Origin of the sequence: Paraburkholderia silvatlantica, from assembly GCF_003096715.1 — a bacterium.
Classification (GTDB): domain Bacteria; phylum Pseudomonadota; class Gammaproteobacteria; order Burkholderiales; family Burkholderiaceae; genus Paraburkholderia; species Paraburkholderia silvatlantica.
The window spans coordinates 59,520-82,257 of record NZ_QEOL01000032.1 but is presented as its reverse complement, the minus strand read 5'-3'; the positions used below and the strand labels follow the sequence as shown (position 1 = coordinate 82,257).

The 22,738-nt window shown below is 53.9% G+C and carries 23 protein-coding genes and 1 pseudogene; 5 read left to right on the top strand and 19 right to left on the bottom strand.

What is annotated here, in order from left to right:
* Positions 1-189: 189 nt before the first annotated feature.
* The 6 genes and pseudogenes from panB to hda all read right to left on the bottom strand — a co-directional run.
* The gene (panB, locus tag C7411_RS32385; RefSeq protein ID WP_110388202.1) at positions 190-1,005 is read right to left on the bottom strand and encodes a 3-methyl-2-oxobutanoate hydroxymethyltransferase; all 816 of its coding nucleotides are present in this window, start codon (positions 1,003-1,005) and stop codon (positions 190-192) included.
* 66 nt (positions 1,006-1,071) lie between these two features.
* Entirely contained in the window at positions 1,072-1,791 is a 720-nt protein-coding gene (locus tag C7411_RS32380; RefSeq protein WP_110388201.1) for a deoxynucleoside kinase, read from the bottom strand.
* Positions 1,788-2,327 (bottom strand): 2-amino-4-hydroxy-6-hydroxymethyldihydropteridine diphosphokinase, encoded by a 540-nt coding sequence (gene folK, locus C7411_RS32375; RefSeq protein WP_110388200.1) that lies wholly within the window; start codon positions 2,325-2,327, stop codon positions 1,788-1,790. The genes C7411_RS32380 and folK overlap by 4 nt, the downstream gene beginning before the upstream one ends.
* 72 nt (positions 2,328-2,399) lie before the next feature.
* Positions 2,400-4,031, bottom strand: a complete 1,632-nt coding sequence (gene pcnB / locus C7411_RS32370; protein ID WP_110388199.1) for a polynucleotide adenylyltransferase PcnB — start codon at positions 4,029-4,031, stop codon at positions 2,400-2,402.
* On the bottom strand, positions 4,028-4,714 hold the full coding sequence (locus C7411_RS32365; protein WP_042262392.1) for a histidinol-phosphatase: 687 nt from the start codon (positions 4,712-4,714) through the stop codon (positions 4,028-4,030). Before C7411_RS32365 ends, pcnB begins: the two co-directional genes overlap by 4 nt.
* 674 nt (positions 4,715-5,388) lie before the next feature.
* Positions 5,389-6,066: pseudogene (gene hda / locus C7411_RS32360) on the bottom strand (DnaA regulatory inactivator Hda); the annotation flags it as partial.
* 284 nt (positions 6,067-6,350) lie between these two features.
* On the opposite strand from hda, the gene purM reads away from it, so the two are divergent.
* Positions 6,351-7,436, top strand: a complete 1,086-nt coding sequence (gene purM, locus C7411_RS32355; protein WP_110388198.1) for a phosphoribosylformylglycinamidine cyclo-ligase — start codon at positions 6,351-6,353, stop codon at positions 7,434-7,436.
* A 75-nt stretch (positions 7,437-7,511) separates the two neighbouring features.
* On the opposite strand, the gene kynA is transcribed toward purM, so the two are convergent.
* From kynA to kynB, 3 genes are read right to left on the bottom strand one after another with little or no spacing between them, the layout of a single operon-like run.
* On the bottom strand, positions 7,512-8,474 hold the full coding sequence (kynA, locus tag C7411_RS32350) for a tryptophan 2,3-dioxygenase (protein ID WP_110388197.1): 963 nt from the start codon (positions 8,472-8,474) through the stop codon (positions 7,512-7,514).
* Positions 8,475-8,484: 10 nt separating this feature from the next.
* The gene (gene kynU, locus C7411_RS32345) at positions 8,485-9,735 is read right to left on the bottom strand and encodes a kynureninase (protein WP_110388196.1); all 1,251 of its coding nucleotides are present in this window, start codon (positions 9,733-9,735) and stop codon (positions 8,485-8,487) included.
* A gap of 36 nt (positions 9,736-9,771) precedes the next feature.
* The gene (gene kynB, locus C7411_RS32340; RefSeq protein WP_110388195.1) at positions 9,772-10,416 is read right to left on the bottom strand and encodes an arylformamidase; all 645 of its coding nucleotides are present in this window, start codon (positions 10,414-10,416) and stop codon (positions 9,772-9,774) included.
* Between the two features lie 191 nt (positions 10,417-10,607).
* On the opposite strand from kynB, the gene C7411_RS32335 reads away from it, so the two are divergent.
* Positions 10,608-11,114: an Lrp/AsnC family transcriptional regulator gene (locus C7411_RS32335; RefSeq protein WP_028202039.1), complete on the top strand. Its 507-nt coding sequence runs from the start codon at positions 10,608-10,610 to the stop codon at positions 11,112-11,114.
* A 30-nt stretch (positions 11,115-11,144) separates the two neighbouring features.
* Here C7411_RS32335 and C7411_RS32330 read toward each other — a convergent pair whose 3' ends face one another.
* The 4 genes from C7411_RS32330 to C7411_RS37205 form a co-directional block, all read right to left on the bottom strand.
* A complete protein-coding gene (locus tag C7411_RS32330) occupies positions 11,145-11,666 on the bottom strand; it encodes a flavin reductase family protein (RefSeq protein ID WP_110388194.1) in 522 nt (173 codons plus the stop codon).
* Positions 11,667-12,104: 438 nt separating this feature from the next.
* A complete protein-coding gene (locus C7411_RS32325; protein ID WP_110388193.1) occupies positions 12,105-14,663 on the bottom strand; it encodes a DotA/TraY family protein in 2,559 nt (852 codons plus the stop codon).
* Between the two features lie 248 nt (positions 14,664-14,911).
* The gene (locus tag C7411_RS37210) at positions 14,912-15,286 is read right to left on the bottom strand and encodes a hypothetical protein (protein ID WP_133253738.1); all 375 of its coding nucleotides are present in this window, start codon (positions 15,284-15,286) and stop codon (positions 14,912-14,914) included.
* Positions 15,287-15,288: 2 nt separating this feature from the next.
* Entirely contained in the window at positions 15,289-15,474 is a 186-nt protein-coding gene (locus tag C7411_RS37205; protein WP_133253737.1) for a hypothetical protein, read from the bottom strand.
* 272 nt (positions 15,475-15,746) lie between these two features.
* On the opposite strand from C7411_RS37205, the gene C7411_RS32320 reads away from it, so the two are divergent.
* Positions 15,747-17,654, top strand: a complete 1,908-nt coding sequence (locus C7411_RS32320) for a replication endonuclease (protein WP_110388192.1) — start codon at positions 15,747-15,749, stop codon at positions 17,652-17,654.
* A gap of 50 nt (positions 17,655-17,704) precedes the next feature.
* Here C7411_RS32320 and C7411_RS37200 read toward each other — a convergent pair whose 3' ends face one another.
* The 5 genes from C7411_RS37200 to C7411_RS32310 all read right to left on the bottom strand — a co-directional run bounded on the left by C7411_RS37200 (position 17,705) and on the right by C7411_RS32310 (position 20,960).
* Complete coding sequence (locus C7411_RS37200) at positions 17,705-18,580, bottom strand: HNH endonuclease (RefSeq protein WP_133253736.1); 876 nt, start codon at positions 18,578-18,580, stop codon at positions 17,705-17,707.
* A gap of 105 nt (positions 18,581-18,685) precedes the next feature.
* The gene (locus C7411_RS37195) at positions 18,686-19,087 is read right to left on the bottom strand and encodes a hypothetical protein (protein WP_133253735.1); all 402 of its coding nucleotides are present in this window, start codon (positions 19,085-19,087) and stop codon (positions 18,686-18,688) included.
* A complete protein-coding gene (locus C7411_RS37190) occupies positions 19,084-20,424 on the bottom strand; it encodes a relaxase/mobilization nuclease domain-containing protein (protein ID WP_133253734.1) in 1,341 nt (446 codons plus the stop codon). Before C7411_RS37190 ends, C7411_RS37195 begins: the two co-directional genes overlap by 4 nt.
* Positions 20,411-20,746 carry a plasmid mobilization relaxosome protein MobC gene (mobC, locus tag C7411_RS37185; RefSeq protein ID WP_133253733.1) on the bottom strand — a complete coding sequence of 112 codons (336 nt, stop codon included), beginning with the start codon at positions 20,744-20,746 and terminating at the stop codon, positions 20,411-20,413. Before mobC ends, C7411_RS37190 begins: the two co-directional genes overlap by 14 nt.
* A complete protein-coding gene (locus C7411_RS32310) occupies positions 20,733-20,960 on the bottom strand; it encodes a hypothetical protein (protein ID WP_110388190.1) in 228 nt (75 codons plus the stop codon). The genes mobC and C7411_RS32310 overlap by 14 nt, the downstream gene beginning before the upstream one ends.
* Before the next feature lie 269 nt (positions 20,961-21,229).
* Here C7411_RS32310 and C7411_RS32305 point away from each other — a divergent pair, with 269 nt between their 5' ends.
* Both C7411_RS32305 and C7411_RS37180 read left to right on the top strand, forming a co-directional pair.
* Complete coding sequence (locus C7411_RS32305) at positions 21,230-21,793, top strand: hypothetical protein (RefSeq protein ID WP_110388189.1); 564 nt, start codon at positions 21,230-21,232, stop codon at positions 21,791-21,793.
* Between the two features lie 43 nt (positions 21,794-21,836).
* Complete coding sequence (locus C7411_RS37180; protein WP_207786579.1) at positions 21,837-22,109, top strand: hypothetical protein; 273 nt, start codon at positions 21,837-21,839, stop codon at positions 22,107-22,109.
* A 43-nt stretch (positions 22,110-22,152) separates the two neighbouring features.
* Here C7411_RS37180 and C7411_RS32300 read toward each other — a convergent pair whose 3' ends face one another.
* Positions 22,153-22,554 carry a hypothetical protein gene (locus tag C7411_RS32300; RefSeq protein WP_133253731.1) on the bottom strand — a complete coding sequence of 134 codons (402 nt, stop codon included), beginning with the start codon at positions 22,552-22,554 and terminating at the stop codon, positions 22,153-22,155.
* Positions 22,555-22,738: the final 184 nt, after the last annotated feature.

The following is a 22,738-nucleotide window of genomic DNA, read 5'->3' as shown; positions in this document are numbered from 1 at the left end:
GCTTCATCACCTCGTCAAACATTCCTTCGTACCCGCCATCCTTGAACAGGCCGCCAGGTTACCAGGTTTGACGCACAAAGACCTTGAAAGGGCTGGGTCTCAGGGCCAATCAGCGAAAAAACAGCACCTTTGTGGTACGGGTACCCCAGACGGCGCGCGCTTTTCATTCCCCGAAGCAAAATCGCCGGCTCAGAACACGTGCCCGGGCCCCGGGAACGTGCCTTCCTTCACGGCCTGCACATACGCGCGCACGGCCGATTCGATATCGGGCTGGCCCGCCATGAAGTCCTTCACGAAGCGCGGCCGCTTGCCGGGGAAAATGCCGAGCATGTCGTGCAGCACGAGCACCTGGCCCGAGCAGTCCACGCCCGCGCCAATGCCGATGGTCGGAATGCGCAGTTGCTTCGTGACTTCCGCACCGAGTGCGGCGGGCACGGCCTCGATCACCACGAGCTGCGCGCCCGCGTCCTGCAGCGCCAGCGCGTCGCGAATGAGCTGCGTGGCGGCCGCATCGCTCTTGCCCTGCACCTTGAAGCCGCCGAACGCATGCACCGACTGCGGCGTGAGGCCGATGTGCGCGCACACGGGCACGGCGCGCTCCACCAGCATCTTCACCGTGCGCGCGAGCCATTCGCCGCCCTCGATCTTCACCATCTGCGCGCCGGCGCGCATGAGCTTCACCGAGTTTGCAAACGCGTCTTCGGGCGTGCCGAAAGTGCCGAACGGCAGATCGGCGACGATCAGCGCCTTCGTTTGCGCGCGCGCCACGCACGCCGTGTGATAGGCGATGTCGTCGATGGTGACGGGCAGCGTCGTGGTGTGCCCCTGAAGCACGTTGCCGAGCGAGTCGCCGATCAGCACCGTATCGACGCCCGCGCGGTCGCACAGCGCGGAGAAGCTCGCGTCATAGCACGTCAGCATTGCGATGCGCTCGCCCGCATCGCGCATGGCCTGGAGTTTGGGCACGGTGACCGCGCTGCGGCTCGTTTCCTGCAGGTAAGTCATGGGGAAATCCGTTGGGAAAGGGAAAGACGGGAGGGGGCGCGCCGCTCGATCGCGTCGATCAGGCGGTTATAGCGACGTGCCCTTGACGAAGGATTCCTTGCGGCCGCGCATCGTCTCGATACGTTCGGCGACGAGCGCGAGGTCCGCATCGGAATCTGGCAGATCCAGATGCTCCGCGCCGACGGTGAGCACCGGCGCATGATCGTAATGATAGAAAAAATCGTTGTAGCTATCGCACAGCGCACGCAGGAACGCACTCGAAATAGACAGCTCGCGCGGCAACGCCCGCTTCTGGATGCGCGCGTACAGCGCCTCGGGGCTCGCCTGCAGATAGACGACGAGGTCGGGCAGGGGCGCCGATGACGTGAGACGCGAGGCGAGCGCGCGGTAGAGCGGCAGTTCGTCTTCGGCGAGCGTGAGGCGTGCGAACAGATCGTTGCGTTCGGCAAGGAAATTCGTCACGAGCGGCACGCCCGCTTCGCGGCGCGCGGCCACGTCGCGCGAAAGCTGCTCACGCTGCAAGGCGATATGCAGCTGCGCGGCGAGCGCGTGCGGCGAGGGCGCGGTGTCGCGATACACGCGCTCCAGAAACGGATTGTCGGCGTTCGATTCGAAGAGCGTCTGCATCGACCAGCGCTCGGCGAGCCGCGTGGCGAGCGTGGTCTTGCCCGCGCCGACGGGCCCTTCGATCACGATGTACTGGAGCGCGGCTGGCCGCGTGGTGCGCGTGGTGACCGCGGTGGCAGCCGTGACCGCGGTGAAAATCGGCAGGGGCGTCGTGCTCATCGGCAGTTGCCGGAAGGCGGCGTGTCCGGTGCGGGCGCCGCGCCCATGCACTGGCACAACGGCTTGACCTTCTCGATGCGCTGGTCGGCCACGGCGCCGAGAAACGCGCTGGCGGGTCCCAGGCCCGGAATCACGAGTTCGGGATCGATCTCGACGAGCGGCACGAGCGCGAAAGCGCGGCCGGTCATGCGCGGATGCGGCACGGTCAGGTCGGTTTCGTCGATGGCTGCGTCGCCGTAAAGCAGGATGTCGATGTCGAGCGTGCGGGGCGCGTTGCGAAAGGGACGCTCCCGGCCGAAATGATGCTCCACGCGCTGGCACAGGCCGAGCAGCGCGCGAACGTCGAGACTCGTCTCGATCTTCACGACGCAGTTGTAATAGTCGTCGCCGCCCGCGTCGATGGGCGCGGTGCGGTACAGACTCGATTTGGCGACGACGGTGAGGGTGTGCTGTTGAGCGAGACACACAACCGCGTCTTTGAGAGTCTGGCGCGCATCCCCCAGATTCGCGCCGATTCCCAGCCAGGCAACCGTCATGGCTTCACTTCCTGCGACTTTTGTTGCGGTTCGACACGCGTGCGCCGCGGCTTGCCGCGACGCCGCACGGCGTCAGTCCTCGTGCGGACCGGCGTGGCCGTCATAGTCTGCACTGCTGGCTTCCTGCATTTCGCCGGCTGCACCGCCTTCCTGTGCAGCACCTTCGCCCGTCCTGCGGCTTTTCGCGCCGCCACGGCGCCGGCGTTTGCGCGGCGAGCGCTCCTTGCCGCCCTGCGCGAGAAGCGTCTCGCGCGCGGCGGTGTCGCCGGAAATGAAGTCGGTCCACCATTGGCCGACTTCGGCGTCCAGCTCGCCCGATTCGCAGCGCAGCAGGAGGAAATCATACCCTGCTCTAAATCTTTGGTGTTCCAGCAGCTTCAGCGCCCCGCGGCCACGTTTTTCGAGGCGCGGCTGCAGGCCCCAGATCTCGCGCATGTCCGACGAGTAGCGGCGATGGATCGCGAGCTTCTCGGTTTGCGCGTCGATCACGTCATCCATCGCGCGATGCAGCGCCGGCACCGGGATTTCGCCCGCGGCCGTGTACTGCTGCCAGCGCTGCTGCACGTCGTGCCAAAGCAGCGTGGCGAAGAGGAAGCCCGGCGACACCGGCTTGCCCGCGCGCACCCGCGCGTCGGTGTTCGACAGCGCGAGCGTGATGAAGCGTTCGCCCTGCGGCTGCTCGAGAATCACGTCGAGGAGCGGCAGAAGGCCGTGATGCAGCCCCTCCTTGCGCAGCCACCTGAGGCACTCGAGCGCGTGGCCCGAGAGCAGCAGCTTGAGCATTTCGTCGAACAGACGCGCCGCCGGCACGTTGTTGATGAGATCCGCGAGCTTCGTGATCGGCTCGCGCGTGTGCTCTTCGATCTCGAAGCCGAGCTTCGCCGCGAAACGCACCACGCGCATCATGCGCACCGGGTCTTCGCGGTAACGCGTGGCCGGGTCGCCGATCATGCGCAACAGGCGCGCGCGCATGTCGGCCATCCCGTTGTGATAGTCGAGCACCGTCTGCGTGGCCGGGTCGTAGTACATCGCGTTGATCGTGAAGTCGCGGCGCGTGGCGTCTTCGTGCTGCTCGCCCCAGACGTTGTCGCGCAGCACGCGGCCGCTCGCATCCACGGCGTGGGTCTTGCGGTCGAGCTCGTCGCGGCGCATGCGTTTGGCGGGCGCCGGAGCGGGTGCGGCATCGGCGGGCGGAGCGTCCACCAGCGCACGGAATGTCGAGACCTCGATGATTTCCTGGCCGAACTGCACGTGCACGATCTGAAAGCGCCGGCCGATGATGCGCGCGCGGCGGAACAGCTTCTGTACCTGGTCGGGCGTGGCGTCGGTGGCGACGTCGAAGTCCTTGGGCGCGATGCCGAGCAGCAGGTCTCGCACCGCACCGCCCACGATGAACGCGCGGAAGCCCGCCTGCTGCAGACCTTCGGTCACGCGCACGGCGTTGCGCGAGATCAGCGCGGGATCGATGCCGTGGACATCGGCGGAAAGGATGATGGGCGTGGCCGGGTCGGGCGCGCCAATGCCTGCGCGCGGCTTCGAGGTCTTCTGCGCGCTGGCCGGCTTGCGGCGTGCGCGGGTGCTGCCGGCGACGGCGGCTGCGCCTTCATGCGAGGCCGTATGCGGATCGGTGGCGGGGGCTTCGGTGTCTTGCGCCGCTTCGGCGTCGTCCTGGCCGAACAGCTTGCGGATGAGTTTCTTGATCACTGGGCTTGGAACAAATCGAGAATGCGCCAGCCCGCTTGTTGCGCGTGAGCGCGCAGGGTGTCGTCGGGGTTGGTGGCGATCGGGTCGGTGACTTTTTCGAGCAGCGGAATGTCGTTGTGCGAGTCGCTGTAGAAGTAGCTGTGCTCGAAGTCCGAAAAGCGCTTGCCGAGCGAGGCGAGCCATTGCTCGACGCGCACGATCTTGCCTTCGCGGTAGCTTGGCGTGCCCGTCGGGCGGCCGGTGAAGGCCGATGCCGGATGGCCGTCCACGGTTTCGACTTCGCACGCGATCAGCTTGTCCACGCCGAACACCTCGGCGATGGGCGCCGTGATGAATTCGTTGGTCGCCGTCACCACGCAGCAGAGGTCGCCCGCTTCCTTGTGCTTTTTCACGAGCTCGACCGCGCTCGGCAGGATGGTCGGCTTGATCACCTCGTGCATGTACTGGTCGTGCCATGCCTTGAGTTGTGCGCGCGAATATTTCGCGAGCGGCGTGAGCATGGCGACGAGGTACGCGTGGATGTCGAGCTTGCCGGCCTTGTAGTCGGCGTAGAAGCGGTCGTTTTGCTGAGCAAAGCGCTCGCCGTCGACAATGCCGAGCTTCACCATGAAGCGGCCCCATTCGTGGTCGCTGTCGGTGGGGATCAGGGTGTGATCGAGATCAAAAAGTGCAAGGTTAGCCATGGACGCTCATTTTACTTGAAGCGGGAGACGCCGTTGCCGCCGCTGGCGGGCGGCGTCGGCGCGGCGGGGTCCGCGGGGGATTCGGGGACTGCGTCGTTCTGGGCAGGCGCCTTGCTGTCCTGCGATTGCGGCGTTTCCGGCGTATCCGGCGTATCCGGCCTATCGGGCGTATCCGACGTATCCGGCGTCGACGGTGTCTGTCCCGGCGTCTCGCCTGTCTGCGCTTCGGGTGCGGCGGTACCGGCCGGCGGATCGAGATCGCCGCGCAGCTCGCCGCTCATCTCGTTGCTCACGTCGGCTTCGACTTCGCCCTTGAGTTCGGTGCCCAGTTCCTTGTGGACGACGTGACGATATTTGGCCCCCAATTCGCCTTCGACGTTGTCGGTCGGCTTGTCGAAGGGGGCCGGCGCCGATGAGCGCGCCTGCAAGGCCGGTGCTTTCGGCGCCTCGTAGGGCTGGGCGTCGTCGGGCCCGGCGGCGGGGGCTTCCGGCTCGCCGCAGAAGAGCGTCGGCGGGGCCGGCGGCTCGTTCCCATCAGCGCTTGGCGTTTGCGCCGCTGCGTCGCCGCTGGCCTCATCTTCGAGCGCGTCGCCCGTCTCGCCGGTTTGCGCCGGCTCTGCGGCGCGAAGCGCTTCGTCCGCCGGCAACGCGCTCGCCAGATCGCCCACGCCCTTCGCGAGCATCGCGCGCAACAGCGGCAGCGTCACCGCGCGCTTCTGTTCGAGCGAGAAGCGGTCGAGCGCGTCGAGCAAGCCCATCAGGCTCGGCATGTCGCGCCGGAAATGCGTGAGCAGGTAGGCGGGCACGTCGTCGGCGAGCGCAATGCCGCGCTCGCGCGCCGCGAGCTTGAGGATGGCTGCCTTGCCCTCGTCGGAGAGCGGCGCGAGGTGGAACACGAGGCCCCAGCCGAGGCGCGTGCGCAGATCCTCGCGCACGGCGAGACCCATGGGCGGCGCGTTGCCCGTCGCGACGAGCGCGCAGGCGGGGTACGAGCGCACCTCGTTGAAGAGATTGAAGAGCGCGATTTGCTGCGCGCCCGAGAGCGAATCGCAGTCGTCCACCGCGTAGATCGTCACGCGCGGATCGAACGTGAACGCCGCCAGCGCGCTTTGCGGGCCCAGATAGCGCACATGGCCCGGCGGCGCTTCGTCGGCGAGTGCGTGCAGCAGGTGGCTGCGCCCGTTGCCGGGCTCGCCCCAGACATAGAACGTGCGATCGGCGATCGGGCCCGCCATGAGCGCCGCGTCCAGACCGCGCAGGCGCGCGACCAGCTCGGCGTTGGCGCCGATATGGAAGTTGTCGAAGGTCGATGGCGGCGGGGTGCCGAGATCGAGCGTTAACTGTCGCTGCACGGTCTGTCTGGACGGAATCGGTTCTAGTAAGGCGTGCTCTCGTGAGAACCGTGTGAATCACTGGGTCGCGGCCGCCGCAGCACGTTGCCGAGGGCGAGCGCGATCCCGGTCCAGATTACGGCCCGACGCTGGTACGGTGCGAAATACGGTGTGTTCTGCGGCAAAACTCGGTTTCAGGTTGTGTGGCGCGAGGCGAGGCGCGTTCCAGATCTCGCTCCACCCGCGGCGGCGGGGCGCCGTCAATCGGTTAAAATCGCATTTTACCGACCTTCTGGCGCTTCCCCATGAATCAACCGAAATCCGGCCCCGCTAATCAGGACCCATCGCAGGAACATGCGCAGGGCCAAGGCCTTTCCTACCGCGACGCGGGCGTGGACATCGACGCGGGTGACGCGCTCGTCGACCGCATCAAGCCCTTTGCGAAGAAGACCCTGCGCGACGGCGTGATGGGCGGCATCGGCGGATTCGGCGCGCTTTTCGAAGTGCCGAAGAAGTACAGGGAGCCCGTGCTCGTGTCGGGCACCGACGGCGTGGGCACCAAGCTGCGCCTCGCGTTTCATCTGAACAAACACGACACGGTCGGCCAGGATCTCGTCGCGATGAGCGTAAACGACATCCTCGTGCAGGGCGCCGAGCCGCTCTTCTTCCTCGACTACTTCGCCTGCGGCAAGCTCGATGTCGATACGGCGGCCACGGTCGTCAAGGGCATCGCGCAAGGCTGCGAACTGTCGGGCTGCGCGCTGATCGGCGGTGAAACGGCCGAAATGCCGGGCATGTACCCCGACGGCGAATACGATCTCGCCGGCTTCGCGGTGGGCGCGGTCGAAAAGAGCAAGATCATCGACGGCAGCACGATCGCCCCGGGCGACGTGGTGCTGGGCCTCGCCTCGAGCGGCATCCACTCGAACGGCTTCTCGCTCGTGCGCAAGATCATCGAGCGCGCGCAGCCGGACCTCGCCGCCGACTTCGACGGCCGTTCGCTCGCCGACGCGCTGATGGCGCCCACGCGCATCTACGTGAAGCCGCTGCTCAAGCTGATGGAAACCATCACCGTGAAGGGCATGGCGCACATCACGGGCGGCGGCCTCGTCGAGAACATTCCGCGCGTGCTGCGCGAAGGCCTCACGGCTGAACTGAACCACGCGGCATGGCCGCTGCCGCCGCTCTTCACGTGGCTGCAAAAGCACGGTGGCGTGGCCGATGCGGAAATGCACCGCGTGTTCAACTGCGGCATCGGCATGGCCGTGGTCGTGGCGGCGGACCAGGCCGATGCAGCCGCCGCGCTGCTCGCAGCCGCCGGCGAGCAGGTCTGGAAGATCGGCTTCGTGCGCGCAAGCAAGGAAGGCGAAGCGCAGACCGTGGTGGTCTAAGCCTCACGCGTTCCCACGCAAAAAATGCCCGCCATCGCCTGGCGGGCATTTTTCTTTAGAGCGGGGCGAATCGCGTTACAGCACCGTGCGCACGTGCCACAGCTCGGGAAAGAGCACGACATCGAGCATCTTGCGCAGATACGGTGCGCCATTCGTGCCGCCCGTGCCCTGCTTGAAGCCGATGATGCGCTCGACCGTCGTCACGTGGCGAAAGCGCCATTGACGGAACGCGTCTTCGAGATCGACGAGTTCCTCGGCCATCTCGTACAAATCCCAGTACTCCGAAGGATTGCGGTACACCTCCAGCCACGCCGCCTCGACGCTGGCGTCGTGTTCGGTCGGCAGGGTCCAGTCGCGGTTCAGGCGCTCGGGCGCGATCGCAAAGCCGCGCCGCGCGAGCAGGCGGATGACTTCGTCGTAGAACGAGGGGGCTTCGAGCGTCCCTTTCACCTGCTCGAAAATCTCGGCCCGATGCTCGTGCGGCTTGAGCATCTGCACGTTCTTGTTGCCGAGCAGGAACTCGATCTGCCGGTATTGATACGACTGGAAGCCCGACGACGCGCCCAGATACGGCCGCATGGCCGTGTACTCGGAGGGCGTGAGCGTCGAGAGGACGTTCCACGCCTGCACGAGCTGCTCCATGATGCGCGAGACGCGCGCGAGCTGCTTGAACGCGGGCGGCAGCGCGTCGCGGTGCACGTTAGCGAGCGCTGCGCGCAATTCGTAGAGCGCGAGCTTCATCCACAGCTCACTCGTTTGATGCTGCACGATGAACAGCATCTCGTTGTGGTCGGGCGAGAGCGGATGCTGCGCGTTAAGCACCGCGTCGAGCGCGAGGTAGTCGCCGTAGCTCATCGACTTCGAGAAGTCGAGCTGCGCGTCGTGCCAGCCTTCGCCTTGCGCCTCAGGCGCTTGCGCAGCGGAAGCGGGCGCGGCGGCGCCGTGTCCGAACGGGCAGCCGCCACGTGCGGCGCCATGGGTTTCACTCGCGGTTTCACCCGCGTCGGGCATGCCCGGGATTTGCATGTGATCGTTCATCTGCCGCTCCTCAGGTTACCGCGCCGCGCTCGGCGAATTCGGGCTTGCGCCAGGACCCGGTGGCGAGCACGTCGCGCAGCGTTTCCACGGCGTCCCACACATCGACGTAACGCAGATACAGCGGCGTGAAGCCGAAGCGCAGCACGCGCGGCTCGCGATAGTCGCCGATCACGCCGCGCGCGATCAGCGCCTGCATCACCTCATAGCCGTGCGGATGCTCGAAGCTCACGTGCGAGCCGCGCTGGGCGTGTTCGCGGGGTGTGACGAGCGTGAGGCCGAATTCCTTGCAGCGGGTCTCGACCAGTTCGATGAAGAGATCGGTGAGCGCGAGCGACTTGCGGCGAACGGCCTGCATGTCGGTTTGCAGGAACACGTCGAGACCGCATTCGACGAGCGCCATCGAAACGATCGGCTGCGTGCCGCACAGATAGCGGCCGATGCCGTTGTCCGGACGATAGACAGGGTCCATTTCGAACGGCGACTTGTGCCCCCACCAGCCCGAGAGCGGCTGCGAGAACGCATCCTGATGCCGCTTCGGCACCCACACGAAACCGGGCGAGCCGGGGCCGCCGTTCAGGTACTTGTACGTGCAGCCCACGGCGTAGTCGGCGTTCGCGCCGTTCAGGTCGACCGGCACGGCGCCCGCCGAATGCGCGAGATCCCACAGCGCGAGCGTGCCCTGCGCGTGAATATGCGCGGTGAGCGCGCGCATGTCGTGCATCTCGCCCGTGCGGTAGTTCACGTGCGTGATCATCGCCACCGCCACGTCTTCGCGGATCGCGGCGCGCAGTTCGGCAGGATCGTCGACGAGGCGCAGTTCATAGCCGCGGTCGAGCTGCTCGATGAGTCCTTGCGCGATGTACAGGTCGCTCGGAAAGTTCGAGCGCTCCGAGACGATCACGCGGCGCTTCGGGTCGCGCGCGTTCTGCACGCGCAGCGCGGCGGAAAGCGCCTTGAAGAGGTTGATCGAGATGGTGTCGGTGACGACGACTTCGTCGTCGGCCGCGCCGATCAGCTTCGCGAGCTTGTTGCCCAGACGCCTGGGCATGGCGAACCAGCCCGCCGTGTTCCAGCTGCGGATGAGGCCTTCGCCCCATTCGCCGCCGATCACGGCCTGCGCGCGCGCGGCCGAGGCCGAGGGCGGCACGCCGAGCGAGTTGCCGTCGAGATAGAGGGTGCCGGCTGCGAGCGTGAATTGCTCGCGCAGGGCGGCGAGCGGATCGGCGCGATCGGCTGCCAGGGCTTCGTTGCGGTCGTTCATGTCGGTGTTTCGTTCTGTGTCGGATTGAGCGGGGATTCAGCTGGCGGCGGCTTGCGGCAACGCGCGCAGCACGGCGCGCACGGGGCTGGCGTCGAGCGTCGCGAACTTCAGCGGCAAGGCGATCAGTTCGTAGTCGCCGGGCGCGACGGCGTCGAGCACGACGCCTTCGAGGATCGCCATGCCATGGGCGCGGATGCGGTGATGCGCGTCCATCGTCTTCGACTCCTGCGGGTCGAGCGAGGGCGTGTCGATGCCGATGAGACGCACGCCGTGCGCAGCGAGCAGATCGATCGTTTCCGGCGCCACGGCGCAAAACCTGCTGTCCCAGCGGTCCTGCGGCGCGTGCGCGTAGGTGCGCAGCAGCACGCGCGGCGGGACGCCCGGCAGCGCGCCTTTCACGTGTTCGGGCAGCACGAGCGGCGCGGCGCCCACGCAATGAATCACGCGGCATGCGCCGATATACGTGTCGAGCGGCACCTCGCCGATCGGCGCGCCTTCGGCGTCGTAATGCAGCGGGGCGTCGGTGTGCGCGCCGGTGTGCGGCGACAGCGTCACGCGCGCGACGTTGACCGGCGAGCCTGCCTCCATGCGCCATACGCGCTCGACGCCAACGGGCGTATCGCCGGGCCAGACGGGCGTTTCGGGATGAATCGGGGGGGAAATGTCCTTGATCTCTGTCATGTCAAAGCCGGCTTGCGTCTGCGTTGTCTCCTTGTCGGCAGCACTCGGCGCTTTAGCGCTGAGTGCTGCCCCATGCAAGGCTGATGCTTCGAATGATAGGCAACCCCGCGCGAAATGTGCTTGCAAAAAAAACGCCGCAAACTACAGTTGTTGGCACATAATTTGTCTCAAGACGGGAATGGAGACCAAATATGAACGCAATCTCGCTGGATGCTACCGATTGCCGTATTCTCGCCGTGCTGCAAAACGAGGGGCGGATCAGTAATCTCGATCTGGCGGAGCGCATTTCGCTTTCGCCATCGGCGTGCCTGCGCCGTTTGCGGCTGCTCGAGGAGCAGGGGGTGGTGGAGCGCTACCGCGCGAGTCTGAACCGGGAGATTCTCGGCTTCGAGATGGAGGCGTTCGTGCAGGTGTCGATGCGCAACGACCAGGAGAGCTGGCACGAGCGTTTCGTCACGGCGCTGCGCGACTGGCCGGAGGTGGTGGGGGCGTATGTGGTGACGGGCGAGACGCACTACCTGCTGCGCGTGCTCGCGCACAACCTGAAGCACTACTCGGACTTCGTGCTCAACAAGCTGTACAAGGCGCCGGGCGTGATGGACATCCGCTCGAACATCGTGCTCACGACGCTCAAGGTGGAAGTGGGCGTGCCCGTGGACCTGATCGCGCAGCGCGAGCCGAAGAGCGCGCCGGCATAAACGGGACCGACGGGGGGGCGCCCCGCCCCGTCAAGTATCCGGGAGCGACTGGAGCTGGTGGAACGCGCCGCCGTGGAAGACGAGCGGCGAAGCCTCCGTGCCGTCCTCGCGCACGCCGCAGCGTTCCACTTCGCCGACGAAAATCACGTGGTCGCCTTCGTCGTAGCGGCTGCGGTTGTGGCACTCGAACCACGCGATTGCGCCGTCCAGCACGGGCATGCCGGTGTCGCCGGCCGCGTGCGAGACGCCCTCGAAACGGTCGCCCTTCACGGTCGCAAAGCGCTTGCACAGGTCGAGCTGCGACGCGGCGAGCACATTGACCACATAATGGCTGTTCGAGCGGAACACGGGCATGGACGCCGAGCGCGTGGCGAGGCTCCACAGCACGAGCGGCGGATTGAGCGAGACCGAATTGAACGAGCTGGCCGTGATGCCGATGAGCGTGCCATCGGGCGCGCGCGTCGTGATCACGGTCACGCCGGTGGCGAACTGGCCAAGCGCGCGGCGGAATGCGCCGTCGTCGAAATTGGGCGGGCTGGCGCGGCGGGTCATCGGTGCGGGCCTTCACGGACCGCGCGCGCGGCGGCGGGAGCAGAAATCGGGATCAACGTCATGTAGAAAATCGGCGAATTGTCGCAATTTTAGCGGAAGCGGCGGATGGCGGGTCGCGCGGGGCACCGCACTGCGGTGTCCGCAGTGCGGTCCGCGATGGCGTCCGCAGTTACGTCCGCAGTAACGTCCGCAGTAACGTCCGCAGTAACGTCCGGATTCACGATCAAAGGAGCGAACAGCATGAGTCAGACAGTCGAAACGGCCACCCTGGGCGGCGGGTGCTTCTGGTGCACGCAAGCATTATAATGCTGTAGTGCATTGATTTATAAGGATTTTACCAATTCGACAAACGGCATTTGTCAAATTTTGGTGGAATATCCTGCTGTAGCGTGCCCGAGGTCGGAAGTGAGCAAAAGCCCCGTCAGTGGGGCTTTTTCGTTACTTGGTCTTGTCTTTGAACTGATTGACTTGAGTAGTAAAGTCTTTCATATCATCCCTCAAACTCTTGTGTTCTTTTGAAAGAACATCTTGAGCAATGATGCTAACTTTATCTTGTCCTATATCATTGATGGCTTTTTCAATGATTGGAAGTGATGCAGAAGCATTTTTAATATTAAAAGACTGTTTTCCATTGTCATCTGTTTTCATCTGATTGATTTTATTAGCAAATGATTGAACAGATTGAGGAAATGAAGAGGTGCGCTGTGCAATGGTTTCCTGCTGTTGCTGTGTATTCTCAGACTTAGAAGCTTGAACGGTTGAAAAAGTATCTTGTGTAGATTGTTCTTCTGCTGCACTCTTCTGAGCTTCTGCGATACCTTGTGAGGGTTCTGATGTTAATTTATTACGTGCAGCCCATGCACTGAACCCGCCACTATCTTTAAGCCCTTTAGCGGCTTTTCCAAGTAATCCAGCACCAGCGCCAGCTAATGCGCCTCCTGCTGCTGATGCTGCTGCAGCGCCCTTATCTGATGCTGATGAAAAGTCCCCTGCAAACTGTCCTAATGATGTGCCTGCGCCACCAATCCACTGTAGAAGTTGGTCGGGTAGCTGGTGCAAGATACCAAAAACTTTACGAATAAAGATAAACATTATTATGAAGTAAAGAATTGTTCCCATCGCAAGCGCAGTTAATGCACTAAAACCGCTAAAAGCTCCTGTGTTTTGAGCAAAGACTTCAAAATATGTTTTGTTGATGAACTCACCAATAACACTGGAAATTACTATTGATGACATCATGCCAAAGACCATTAAAACAGGGCGCAATAGTAAGGATAAGACAAGGCTGTAGCCGTTTGCAGCGCGGCTGTTGATAGCGCCATCACCATGAGGATGCAAGTGCATGATTGCCCAAAGAGGGGCGGCAATTACTGCCTCGATAACTAAAAGAACCCAGCCTGTGATGCAACCTATCCAGATGATAAAAGGCATATTAGGCAAGACGTATTCAAGCCCCATTGCTGAACCCATTAGTATCTTAATGGGAACATTGAGAAACCATCCCATAAGCTCGATGACGGGACCAACGACAGTAGGTAAAAATACGGCTGCAAGTCCTATTACTGTTGCCATTGCGGCTAATATCAAGTAGCAAACTGTTTCCAAACGTTGCCCTAAATCCTGAGCGATGATGAGTGGATGACGTGCATCGTTTTTTAATTCATAAAGATTAACAGTAGTCAAGCCTTTCATTACAGCGGCTTCTGCTTTTTTAATGAACCCGCTTGTATCTCCTGACTTGCCTTTTCCGTCATCCGCTGTTTGTTCTTTGGTGTTAAAAACATCGCTTGCGCTCGCATTGGGTCCTTGAGAGAGAACCTCATCAGCTACGACTATAGACAGCTTTGCATCAGTGAATAAACCGCTATCAACCCAGGGGGAGCTACGATCGCCGGATGGGGTAGAATTAATCGCGTTGTGGATTTGATTGTTCATTTGAACAATACGCGTGAACCATGCTCCTGCAAGTATCCATCCTTGTGATGTGGATGATTGTTTAATAGCCGAGAAAGCATCACCATTGCTCAAGCCATCTCCTGCGGATTTGATATTTTTTACGTAGTTGTCTGTAGCTGTTTCGATTTGCTTATAAAAGCTTTGTGCTTGTGATGCTGTAAGAGGTCCGTTTTTGCGTGCATCAATAGCTTGTCCTGCAAGTGCATCCATTGCTTGCACTAATGCATCAGTTTGGGCTTTGTGAGCTTGATTAATGGAGCTTATGTTCATTGGTGCAAACATAGTGCCGAGATTGCCAAGGTATCCGCTATTAGTCGATGGGGTGCTATTCGTTACAGTGCTATCTGATGCGATTTGAGGATAATTAACTACGCCGCATCCTTTTGTTCTTATAGCTGCGTTGCTATCTCCATACTCATAACCGTCAGCAGTGTTTCGCATGCTGTATTTATAAGTAGTAAGCCAGTTCAAAACGGCTGGCGCATTACCTACAGCTATTTGAAAACTACGATAACAAACAGAGTTATTGAATGCTGTTTTTGCAGTGTTTAAAATATCTTCTCTGTTTGTTGTAGTTGCTTTAGTGTTGGCTGCGGCTGTTGGGTTGCTCATAAAAGATGACCAAACGCCATCAGCTAAACCAATACCTTGCACAACAAGCCACATAACAATAGCTTGCATTACACAATAACCGCCGCCAATAACAGGAAGCACCAGGGCGGTGCCTATTGAATAGCGTATTGGTATCCACAATGATGAGAATTGCTTTCCGAGCATTTCGCCATCGTGGGCTGTACCAAGGACCGAGCTAAATATTGTATAGGCTGCAAGAATGCCACCGATTAATAACACGCCACCATTGAACGTTTTGATGCCTGCAAGCAGTGGGTCTTGTCCTCCCGCATCTAAAAGACCCCCAAAAATTGCACCTAAGACTTTGAGGGAAACATCGCCTGAGGATGGGTCAAAAAGGTTTGCCGCAAAAGCTGCTTGTGAAAGTAGCAGCATTAAAATGAGTGTTGTTGTTCTTCTTATTATCATAATATCTCCGTGTTATTATTGTGTAGATCTCCCGATGGCAATCCAGTGTTTTAAAATAGCGGTGCCTAAGGTTTCGTTTGGTGCTGTTCCAGTTCTAAGAGTTTCTGCAATAGCCCATCCATTGATTATTATTTCTATAAAGACGACTGCAATGATTGCGATGAATAGATAAAATATGCAAGACTGAAAAAATCTCAATAGTGGGATTGTGTAAAATTTATCTATTGTTCTTTTTAGTTTGTGTAAGTTCATATTTTTGTCCTTGGTTTGTTCTTGTTGTTTGTTTTTAAATCATTATCGAGTTTTCCTCTTAACAGAAATAGCTCTATCGCTAAATAAAGCGAGGGCAAAATTGGATGCTGCGGCGTTACATCTTGCGGCATCAATTTCATTTCATAGCCTTGGATAATATTTATTTCCTTGTGCTCAGACTCAATGCTGATTCGCATGTGGTCAGATAAGTAGCTGATAACTATGTCCAAGTCATTCAATCTGTATCTGAAGCCATTGAACGACGTTTGTTCATCCGTGTCTGTATTCACACATAGACCAGGGCAAGACTCACGCTCATTGCAAACTGATGAGGCGTAGTAAAAGAATTCTTCGAATGTTGGAACGCGCATTTTTATTCTCCTTTTTTGTTTTTATTGGATTTAATTGTTGCTTCGATGTATTTGCGCACATAGCTTGACCAGTTGATTGAATGAGTGTCTGCGTAAGCTCGCATCATCTCTTGTAATTTGTCATCAATCCTGATGTGTATGTATTTTGTTTTGCTTGTAGAGTGTATTTCATTTATCGTTTTAGGCATTTAATTCTCCGTTGTTATTAATATAGTTATAACGATTAATTTGTAAATGTCAACACATGTGATAACAAAATAAGAGAAAATATTTTTAAGCACTATACGCGGTAGTGTAGTAATTACTAAACACACTATATATAGTGTTTGATGGTAAAAATCGGATGCGGAAATAGAAAAAGCCCCTTTGCAGGGGCTTTTCTTTTTTCTAAATTGTGTTATTTTAATCTCACAACAGAACAAAATAACAGGAGATTAGTTTTGATGAACTAAAAAGAACTATGAGTATAATAAACAATAAAAACAATAAAGTCAATGTTTGGGAAGAAATAAACAAGCTAATCGAAGCTGATGAAAAAGAAGAGCTTTTCAAGGCAAAGATTAAGAAAGAGCGTTTTGTTAAAGTAAAACGCAAGCAAGTTGCCTTTGAGAGAAAGTGTCCTCAGTTGTTCTCACTCGTCCCCGAGTGCCAAAAAACTGCCGTGGCGTGGCAAATCAAGCATTACTTCAATAACGACCCTGAGCTTTATTGTCGCAGTATCCAAAAGTTTTTCGCATTATTTGACAAGAAGAAAAAAGCTATCTGCGATGAGGCTATTGCATTGGGTGATGAGGAAAGAAAGAAAAAGAACAAGCTGCGCAAAGATTATTTGCTGTATAGCTCGCAATTACTCAATCTTGTGGGTGGCGTGTCAGGCTCAAATTATATCAATGAAGCATTACTTGATATCTATGTAGATGACCAAAAACAGCAACAGGCATATTATGACGCGTTTAGGTTGGTCAATGCCAAAGGTCAAGTTAGGCGTTTAGTTTCACTGGAAAAGAAAAAGGAAGTGCAAAGAGCGAGGATATTAAATATATCGTCTGCAATGGCTCAGATTGCACTTGATAGAGGTTTTACCTATTCACTGATTACTTTTACTGAGCCTCCTGCGTTTCACGGCAACGCTATCATGGGTAGCTCCGCGAGCTACAAAGGATATTTGCCAAGTGAGGGACATGCGTTCTTAGAGCGTATGGGGCAGCATTTTAGGGCGCTACTTGCTAAAGATGGCATGAAAGCAGGGGAGGATTATTTTGGTTGCTCAGTCTTTGAAGCCATGCGCTCGTCAGTCGGGCATAAGCATTATCTTGTGTATCATCATGAGGATAAGACTAATGATATTAGATTGATAGTAAAAGGCATGAGCGAAAGAATAGGTGCTGAGTTTAATTGTCTGGCTTACAAGATTGACTTTAAAACCAATGATGGCAGAGAGGGAGGCAATGGCGCTGCTTATATTTTTAAATATATTACTAAAACCATTGGCGAGCTTGAAAATGCTGACGATGCGCAACTAAGAAATATGGCAGTGCGTTGGTATCATTCTGCAAGAGCGTTTAATTTTTTTGGTATCAAGCAAGCCGTTACCAAATTTAATTTCTTGTGTGATTGCGTTGAGCAATATAAAGGATGTTTCAGCGACGACGTTTATAACGCTCTTTCAAACTACGACTATTATGCATTTATCTCTAAATATGAACAATACTTCAAGATTGTTCGTGATGATAAAAGCAAAGTAAAATTTATTACCTACGACTTGTCAGGAAATTTTAGAGCGCCACAACTTAAAAATTTGGACGTGTTGAAAGCAAGAGCCCAGGTGATTATAGAAAAGAAAGTTTTCTCAATTTTTGAGTGTCCAAATAACATGGAAAACGTTGGCTCTTTGGATGGTTTGGGCTATCAAGAAATGACTGACAAGTTAGATGAGTTGAAAGCGCTGCCTTTTAGTTCTGATATTAGTGAGGAAATTAAAAAGGCTGAAAGCGTGCTAAAGGGAATGGACTATATGTCCGGGGCTTTTAATGCATGGGAAAGCGTAAAAATTAAGCAAGATGAATATGATGCTGAGGTTAAAGCGTTCGCCAATGCCTCAGGCATTGCCTCGCATGTTGCAGGGAATGTTAGTCTTAACGAAGTTATGAATAAACATTATCCTCAGGAATGGAAAGAGGAAATTAACTCTTTTTTTGATGAGTTGGTTACAGTAAAAGAAAAACTATCAAGTGCTGACCTGTCAGCAAGCTCAATTTCTCAGAAAAACGATGTTTATAGTCCGAGATTGAGTGATAAAGTTAATCAGAAAATCAAAAAACTGATTGATGAAAGAAGAAAAAGCAAAGGTTTGGTAGTCAAGTCTTAAAAGCTGCGCCTATAAATAGAAAAGCCCCAAGTGTGGGGCTGTTGGTGTTTTCATTCCTGCGCTTCGCTTGATTGTTTGAAGTCTTTTTCTATGAAAGCATTAAACGCGTCTGAGTGACAGTCAAATAAACCGTCTGTATCAAAGCCATCTTGTTTGAGCAAGCTGAGGTCTAATTGATATTTAATTTCCTTGCGGCGTTCTGCTTCTGCGTATGCAAACTTGAGGTCTTTTTGTGCTTGCTCAATAGTGGTGCGGTTGTACAGGGTATAACGCTCAAATAATTCATCTTGGCGTTGTTTTGATATTAATAAACTCTCATTGAGCTTTTGCAGTCCGTCAGATTTGCCTTTAAATTTGGCTATGAGATTTTCAGTAATTTTAACCTCAGCAAAGGCGCGGGAGATATGAGCTATTGCGTGGCAATCATGACATAGAGGAATTAAAGCCTCTAATTTTTGCTCACGCTCTTGCTCATCAAAACTCCAAAGCTCCCGAAGCTCAAGCTCTTTTACTTCAAATTTTTTGCGGCATGACTGGCATGTGTGATTGTTCTTGCGAAAATATTTTAATCGCAAATCTTGCCACTTTTGCCAATGTCCGTAACTGAATTGGATGTATGAGCGGACATTCTTGTAATTTTGAAGTTTTGGTATGAAGTGAAAGACTATTCTATACTTTTTCTGTCTTTCATATTCGGCATTTAAAGGAATGAGTGCTGGATTGTATTTCTTCGCATCATTCTTTGTTTTTTGATGAAAATATTTTACTTCATTATAAGCTCTAACTAAGTCATTGTTAGTATCCTCTAAATACTCGTAATTTTCATTTAGATGATACTTCTGAGCCTGAGGCATCGCCTTAGGCGTGGGCTTTGCTGGTTCTGGATGACCTGAGAGCAGGTTTTTTATTATTGTTATTATTCCCATAAGTTACCTCAGTGCGTGATTAAGAATGCTATTCCAAACGGTATGATAAAGATTAGGCAAAATAACAGGGATTGCCACATGTCCCTGTAGTCATTCGCCAATTGTTCAGATTCTTGTATATCGTTTTTCATTTTTTCCTCCTAAGAAAATATTAATTGCGATGAGCATAAAAGCTTTATGCTCGCATGGTTTATCACTCAAAATAATCAGCCACATCAGGAAGTGTGCAAGCGCGCTTTCCTCTGCGGGTTGTGGTTCTTCGTCTGGTTCTGGTTCAGGTGCAAGCTTGCGGGTCGCTTCTTTAACTTGTAATCTGAAAGACAGAGCTTCATCGACTTTGGATTGTGGGAAACTTGAAAGAATATCTTTAAGCTCAAATTTATGACGTATTAGTGTCATCTTTTGATAGACCGTGCTTTTATCAAATTTGAATGAGGCTTCAAGATTTAATAGCTCATGCTCTATTTTTGCAAGCTCATCAAGTGTTTTTAATATTTGTTTTATCATATTTTGTTCCTGTTATTAGTGTTATTGGGTTGGCGTGCCTGTTCAGCTTCAAACTGAGCTTGAGCACGTGCCAAAGCTGCAAGAGCTTGATTAACTGCCTGCTCTGCAGCGGCTTTCTGGCTGGGGGTCTTGGCGCTGTTCCTGTTAGCAATAGCTGCGGATAGCTGCATCTGCGCGCCCCCGATGGCTGTAGCTCCTGCTGATGCGCCCATAGAGATGCCTGCATCGTTGCCTGATGCGGGTTTTGCATCTGCATTAGTGTGTTGAGCCTGAACCTGCGTCGGCTCGGCTCTGGTTTGTGTTTGCACTGGCGACGCTGCGCCAGGTGCGGTTCTTGGGGATGGGTTGGGGGTAGCGGTGCTACCAGCACGACTAAGCGCTTGTGAGGCGTTTTGGCGAGCCTCAGAGGTTGTGGGCTTGTCTGCGTTTATTTGATAACGCTTTTCATTGTCTGCGTTTCGAATGGCAACTAATCTATTAATTTGCTCTGCAGCCTTCTGAGGGTCGAAGCTTTTAACTTGTTGTATTGCTTCTTTGACCTGTTCTTTATATGCTGCGCCTTCTGCAAATATTCCACCCTTCAAGCGAATATTTCGACCATCTGGATTGACTACAGAGAGATAATCTTTGCCTATGCGAGAAAAATCATATCCTTGGTCTTTGAGAAATGTTATTAGTTCATCCCTGTTTTTTACGTCTCCACTTTTAACCAAGTCTAAGCACGCTTTTTCAAAAGTTTCCTTGGACTTCAATTCTTTAAAGATGGAAGCGTAAAAATTAGAGTGCTCGCGATGAGCCTTTGACTTGTGTTCGGTTTTTGTGTGAGATGGTTTGAGGGGCTTCCTTTCAACTTGAGAAAAACCAAGATTATGATTTTCAAGACTTGAGAAAGCTTTCATCAAATCAGCGGTTTTTGTGGATTTTCCTCTGTCTGGTGGCATAGGGTCATAGCTTTTATTGCTCTCTAAGCATATTTTTGGAATGATGTAATGGATGTGTTTTTTATCTCCTTCATCATGTAGAACATATAGAGGTGCAACGCGATTTTTCATATTTCCAAAAAAAGTATCTTCAAAGCGGTCAATAAGTTCAAGCATTTGTTGCTTGCTAATATTTTCTCCAGATTTAAAAGCAATTGTTCCTGACACGATGCGGGATGATGTTTCTGTTTTTCTGAGCTCTTCCGAAAGGTCGCCAGCAAGAATTGTTATATCAGAATTACCCTTTAGGATTTCAGGTTTGTTAGGTCGAGCTTCTCCTTTCCAATTTGTATTTGATAGGACGTAAGAAACCGCATCCCTTGCAGTGCCAGGCTTGGGGAAATTACTTATTATCATTCAAAACCTCCATAATGAGATTTGCAATTTCTGAGCTATCTTGATGGCACAAATACAATTCTTTAAGAATAAGTTCATCAACTGATGTGTTGCTATTTGCTCGTCGCGCAATTTGATTGATATTATTTGTTTGGTTGTTTAATAAAAACAGTGCGCGAGTAAGAATTGGAATAAAAACAGATTTACCTGATGCAAGTTTCTTTAAGAGGCTTGCTCTATCTGGCAAATTAAGTTCGTTTGCGAGTGCATCGAAATAATCGCGTTCCTCATCATTTAATCTGATATTTGTTTGATGTGGGCGCGTGCGATTAATCCTCTCCATTGTCGAGCTCCCATAAGTTTATTTCTTTGTAGTGTTCTAAAAACTCTGGATTTAATAAGAACCCTAAGAACATGGCTTGAACTAAGGTCCCGTAAAATTTCGCTTCATCAAAAGCGCTCTTGAAATTTTCACGGGAAGCATCCTTGCTCATAAGCTCAAGGTAAATTGAGCGAGCTTTGATGGTCATCAAGTGGTGAATTAATATTTTAATCATTTCTGCAATCTCCTTTTTTATTGTTATAAGGGTGCGGGATATCCCGCGTTTTTAGGGGTCAAGGGGCAACCCCTTGCAAGCTCCCGATTGATATTCACGAAGTGGATAGCATAGGGCGAGGCTTGCTCTTCTCTTATCTTTTCAGCTTTTTATAGAAAGTCAAATTAAACGTAAGTTGGGCCGTAGTGGTCTGGTAGTTAGTTGGTAGTAATTTGACAACTGAAAAAGAGTAGATAAGATTAAAGATATAACTACAATAGGAGATAAAAATGGATGACTTTTATGCAGTATTAAAAGAGTTTGAACCCGTTAGACGTAAGCGTGTAATCGAGCGAACAGTGAAGCCAGGGGACGAGTTTAAGCCGTTTGCCGTGAGGTTGAAGGCATTAAAAAAGTATGGATGGGTGTTGCGTGATGCAATGGAAGTGCTTTATCAGAAGTATCTTTCACACGTCCCTGTAGCTGAACGTATTGATAACAATGCGTTATCTCGTAAACTCTCAAGCTGGCAAGCTCAGGGGCTTTTCAGTGAGGCAGATATAAAGGAAGAGGTGCTTTTACTTGAAAGAGAGCTTGGACCCTATGTTAATCCGTTGTTGATTGTAAGTAAGTCGGAAGTTCCTCAAGTGTCCATCATGAGCAAGATTGATGAGCAAGAAAGTAGCTCTGAACCCAAGCTTGGGGACTTTTTGAAATACTACAGAGAGTTAAAAGGCAGCTATCCGAACAGTGAATTAACTGCTCAATTGCAGGCGCATTTTAATAAATATAAAGACAGCAAGACGCTTGACGGTATCATGCTGGAATGGAAAAAAGAAAACGGGGGGGTGTAGGATGGCGGGATTTTTTGATGGGTTAGTAAGTAAAATATCATCAATGAGTAAAGATGATATTAAAGAGGTCGCTGAGAAAAGAGCAACGATATCGGACTTATCTATAAGTCATTTTGATAGTAAAAAGCACTCTGCTGTAGAGTTGGCTGAGGCGTCTGAGGATGATAAAAGAAAGTTCCTTGCTAATACGTTAGCGTTTCGCGTAGCTGAGTTTTACCCTGTTGATGTGAATAAATTATCTCAGCAGCTTGAGGAAGATAAGCCGCTCGCACTATCAGAAAAGAGTGCAATCACTACTAAAATGAAGCTGAAATAAAAAAAGCCCCCAACATTGGGGGCTTGTCTTTTGGTGCATATTATTACTTCGGCTTATAAACGTTCTCGACAAAGGTGCGACCTTTATCATTCTTTGCAAAACTGAGGGCTTTTTCCTTGGTAAGTGATTTTTTCAAATCCTCGACCCAGATTGGAAATTTTCCTTTTTCGCCTTCATAGCGATTGTGTTCTTTTCCTGCATCATCAACCCATTGGAAAATGAGGGCGGGGGGTCCTTTAATCGCATCTGCAACTTCTTGAAAAGTAAGCCCTTGCTTTTCGATGAACTCTTTAACTTTAACGATTTTTTGATTGAACTCTTCTTTTGCTTCTTCTTGTGCAGAGGTGTTAAGAAGTTCTGCGAGTTTAATCTTATCTGTTGCAGTTGCCTTGCCCGAGCCAACTTTGCTAAGAAGCTCTGCAATTTCTTTTTGAGTGTCTGCCATTTTGAACCCCGATGTGAGTTTGGTTGAACAACAAAGGCAGTATATCAAAAAAGTGTTGTCTGTAGCAAAAAAATGTGCATATAAGAAAAGCTTTGATGATAGATGGGTCCAATGTTGTTGCTTTTATTATCGGCTTTTGATTGGGAAACTTTAATATTAATTGATAAGAAAAAGCCTCTGCATA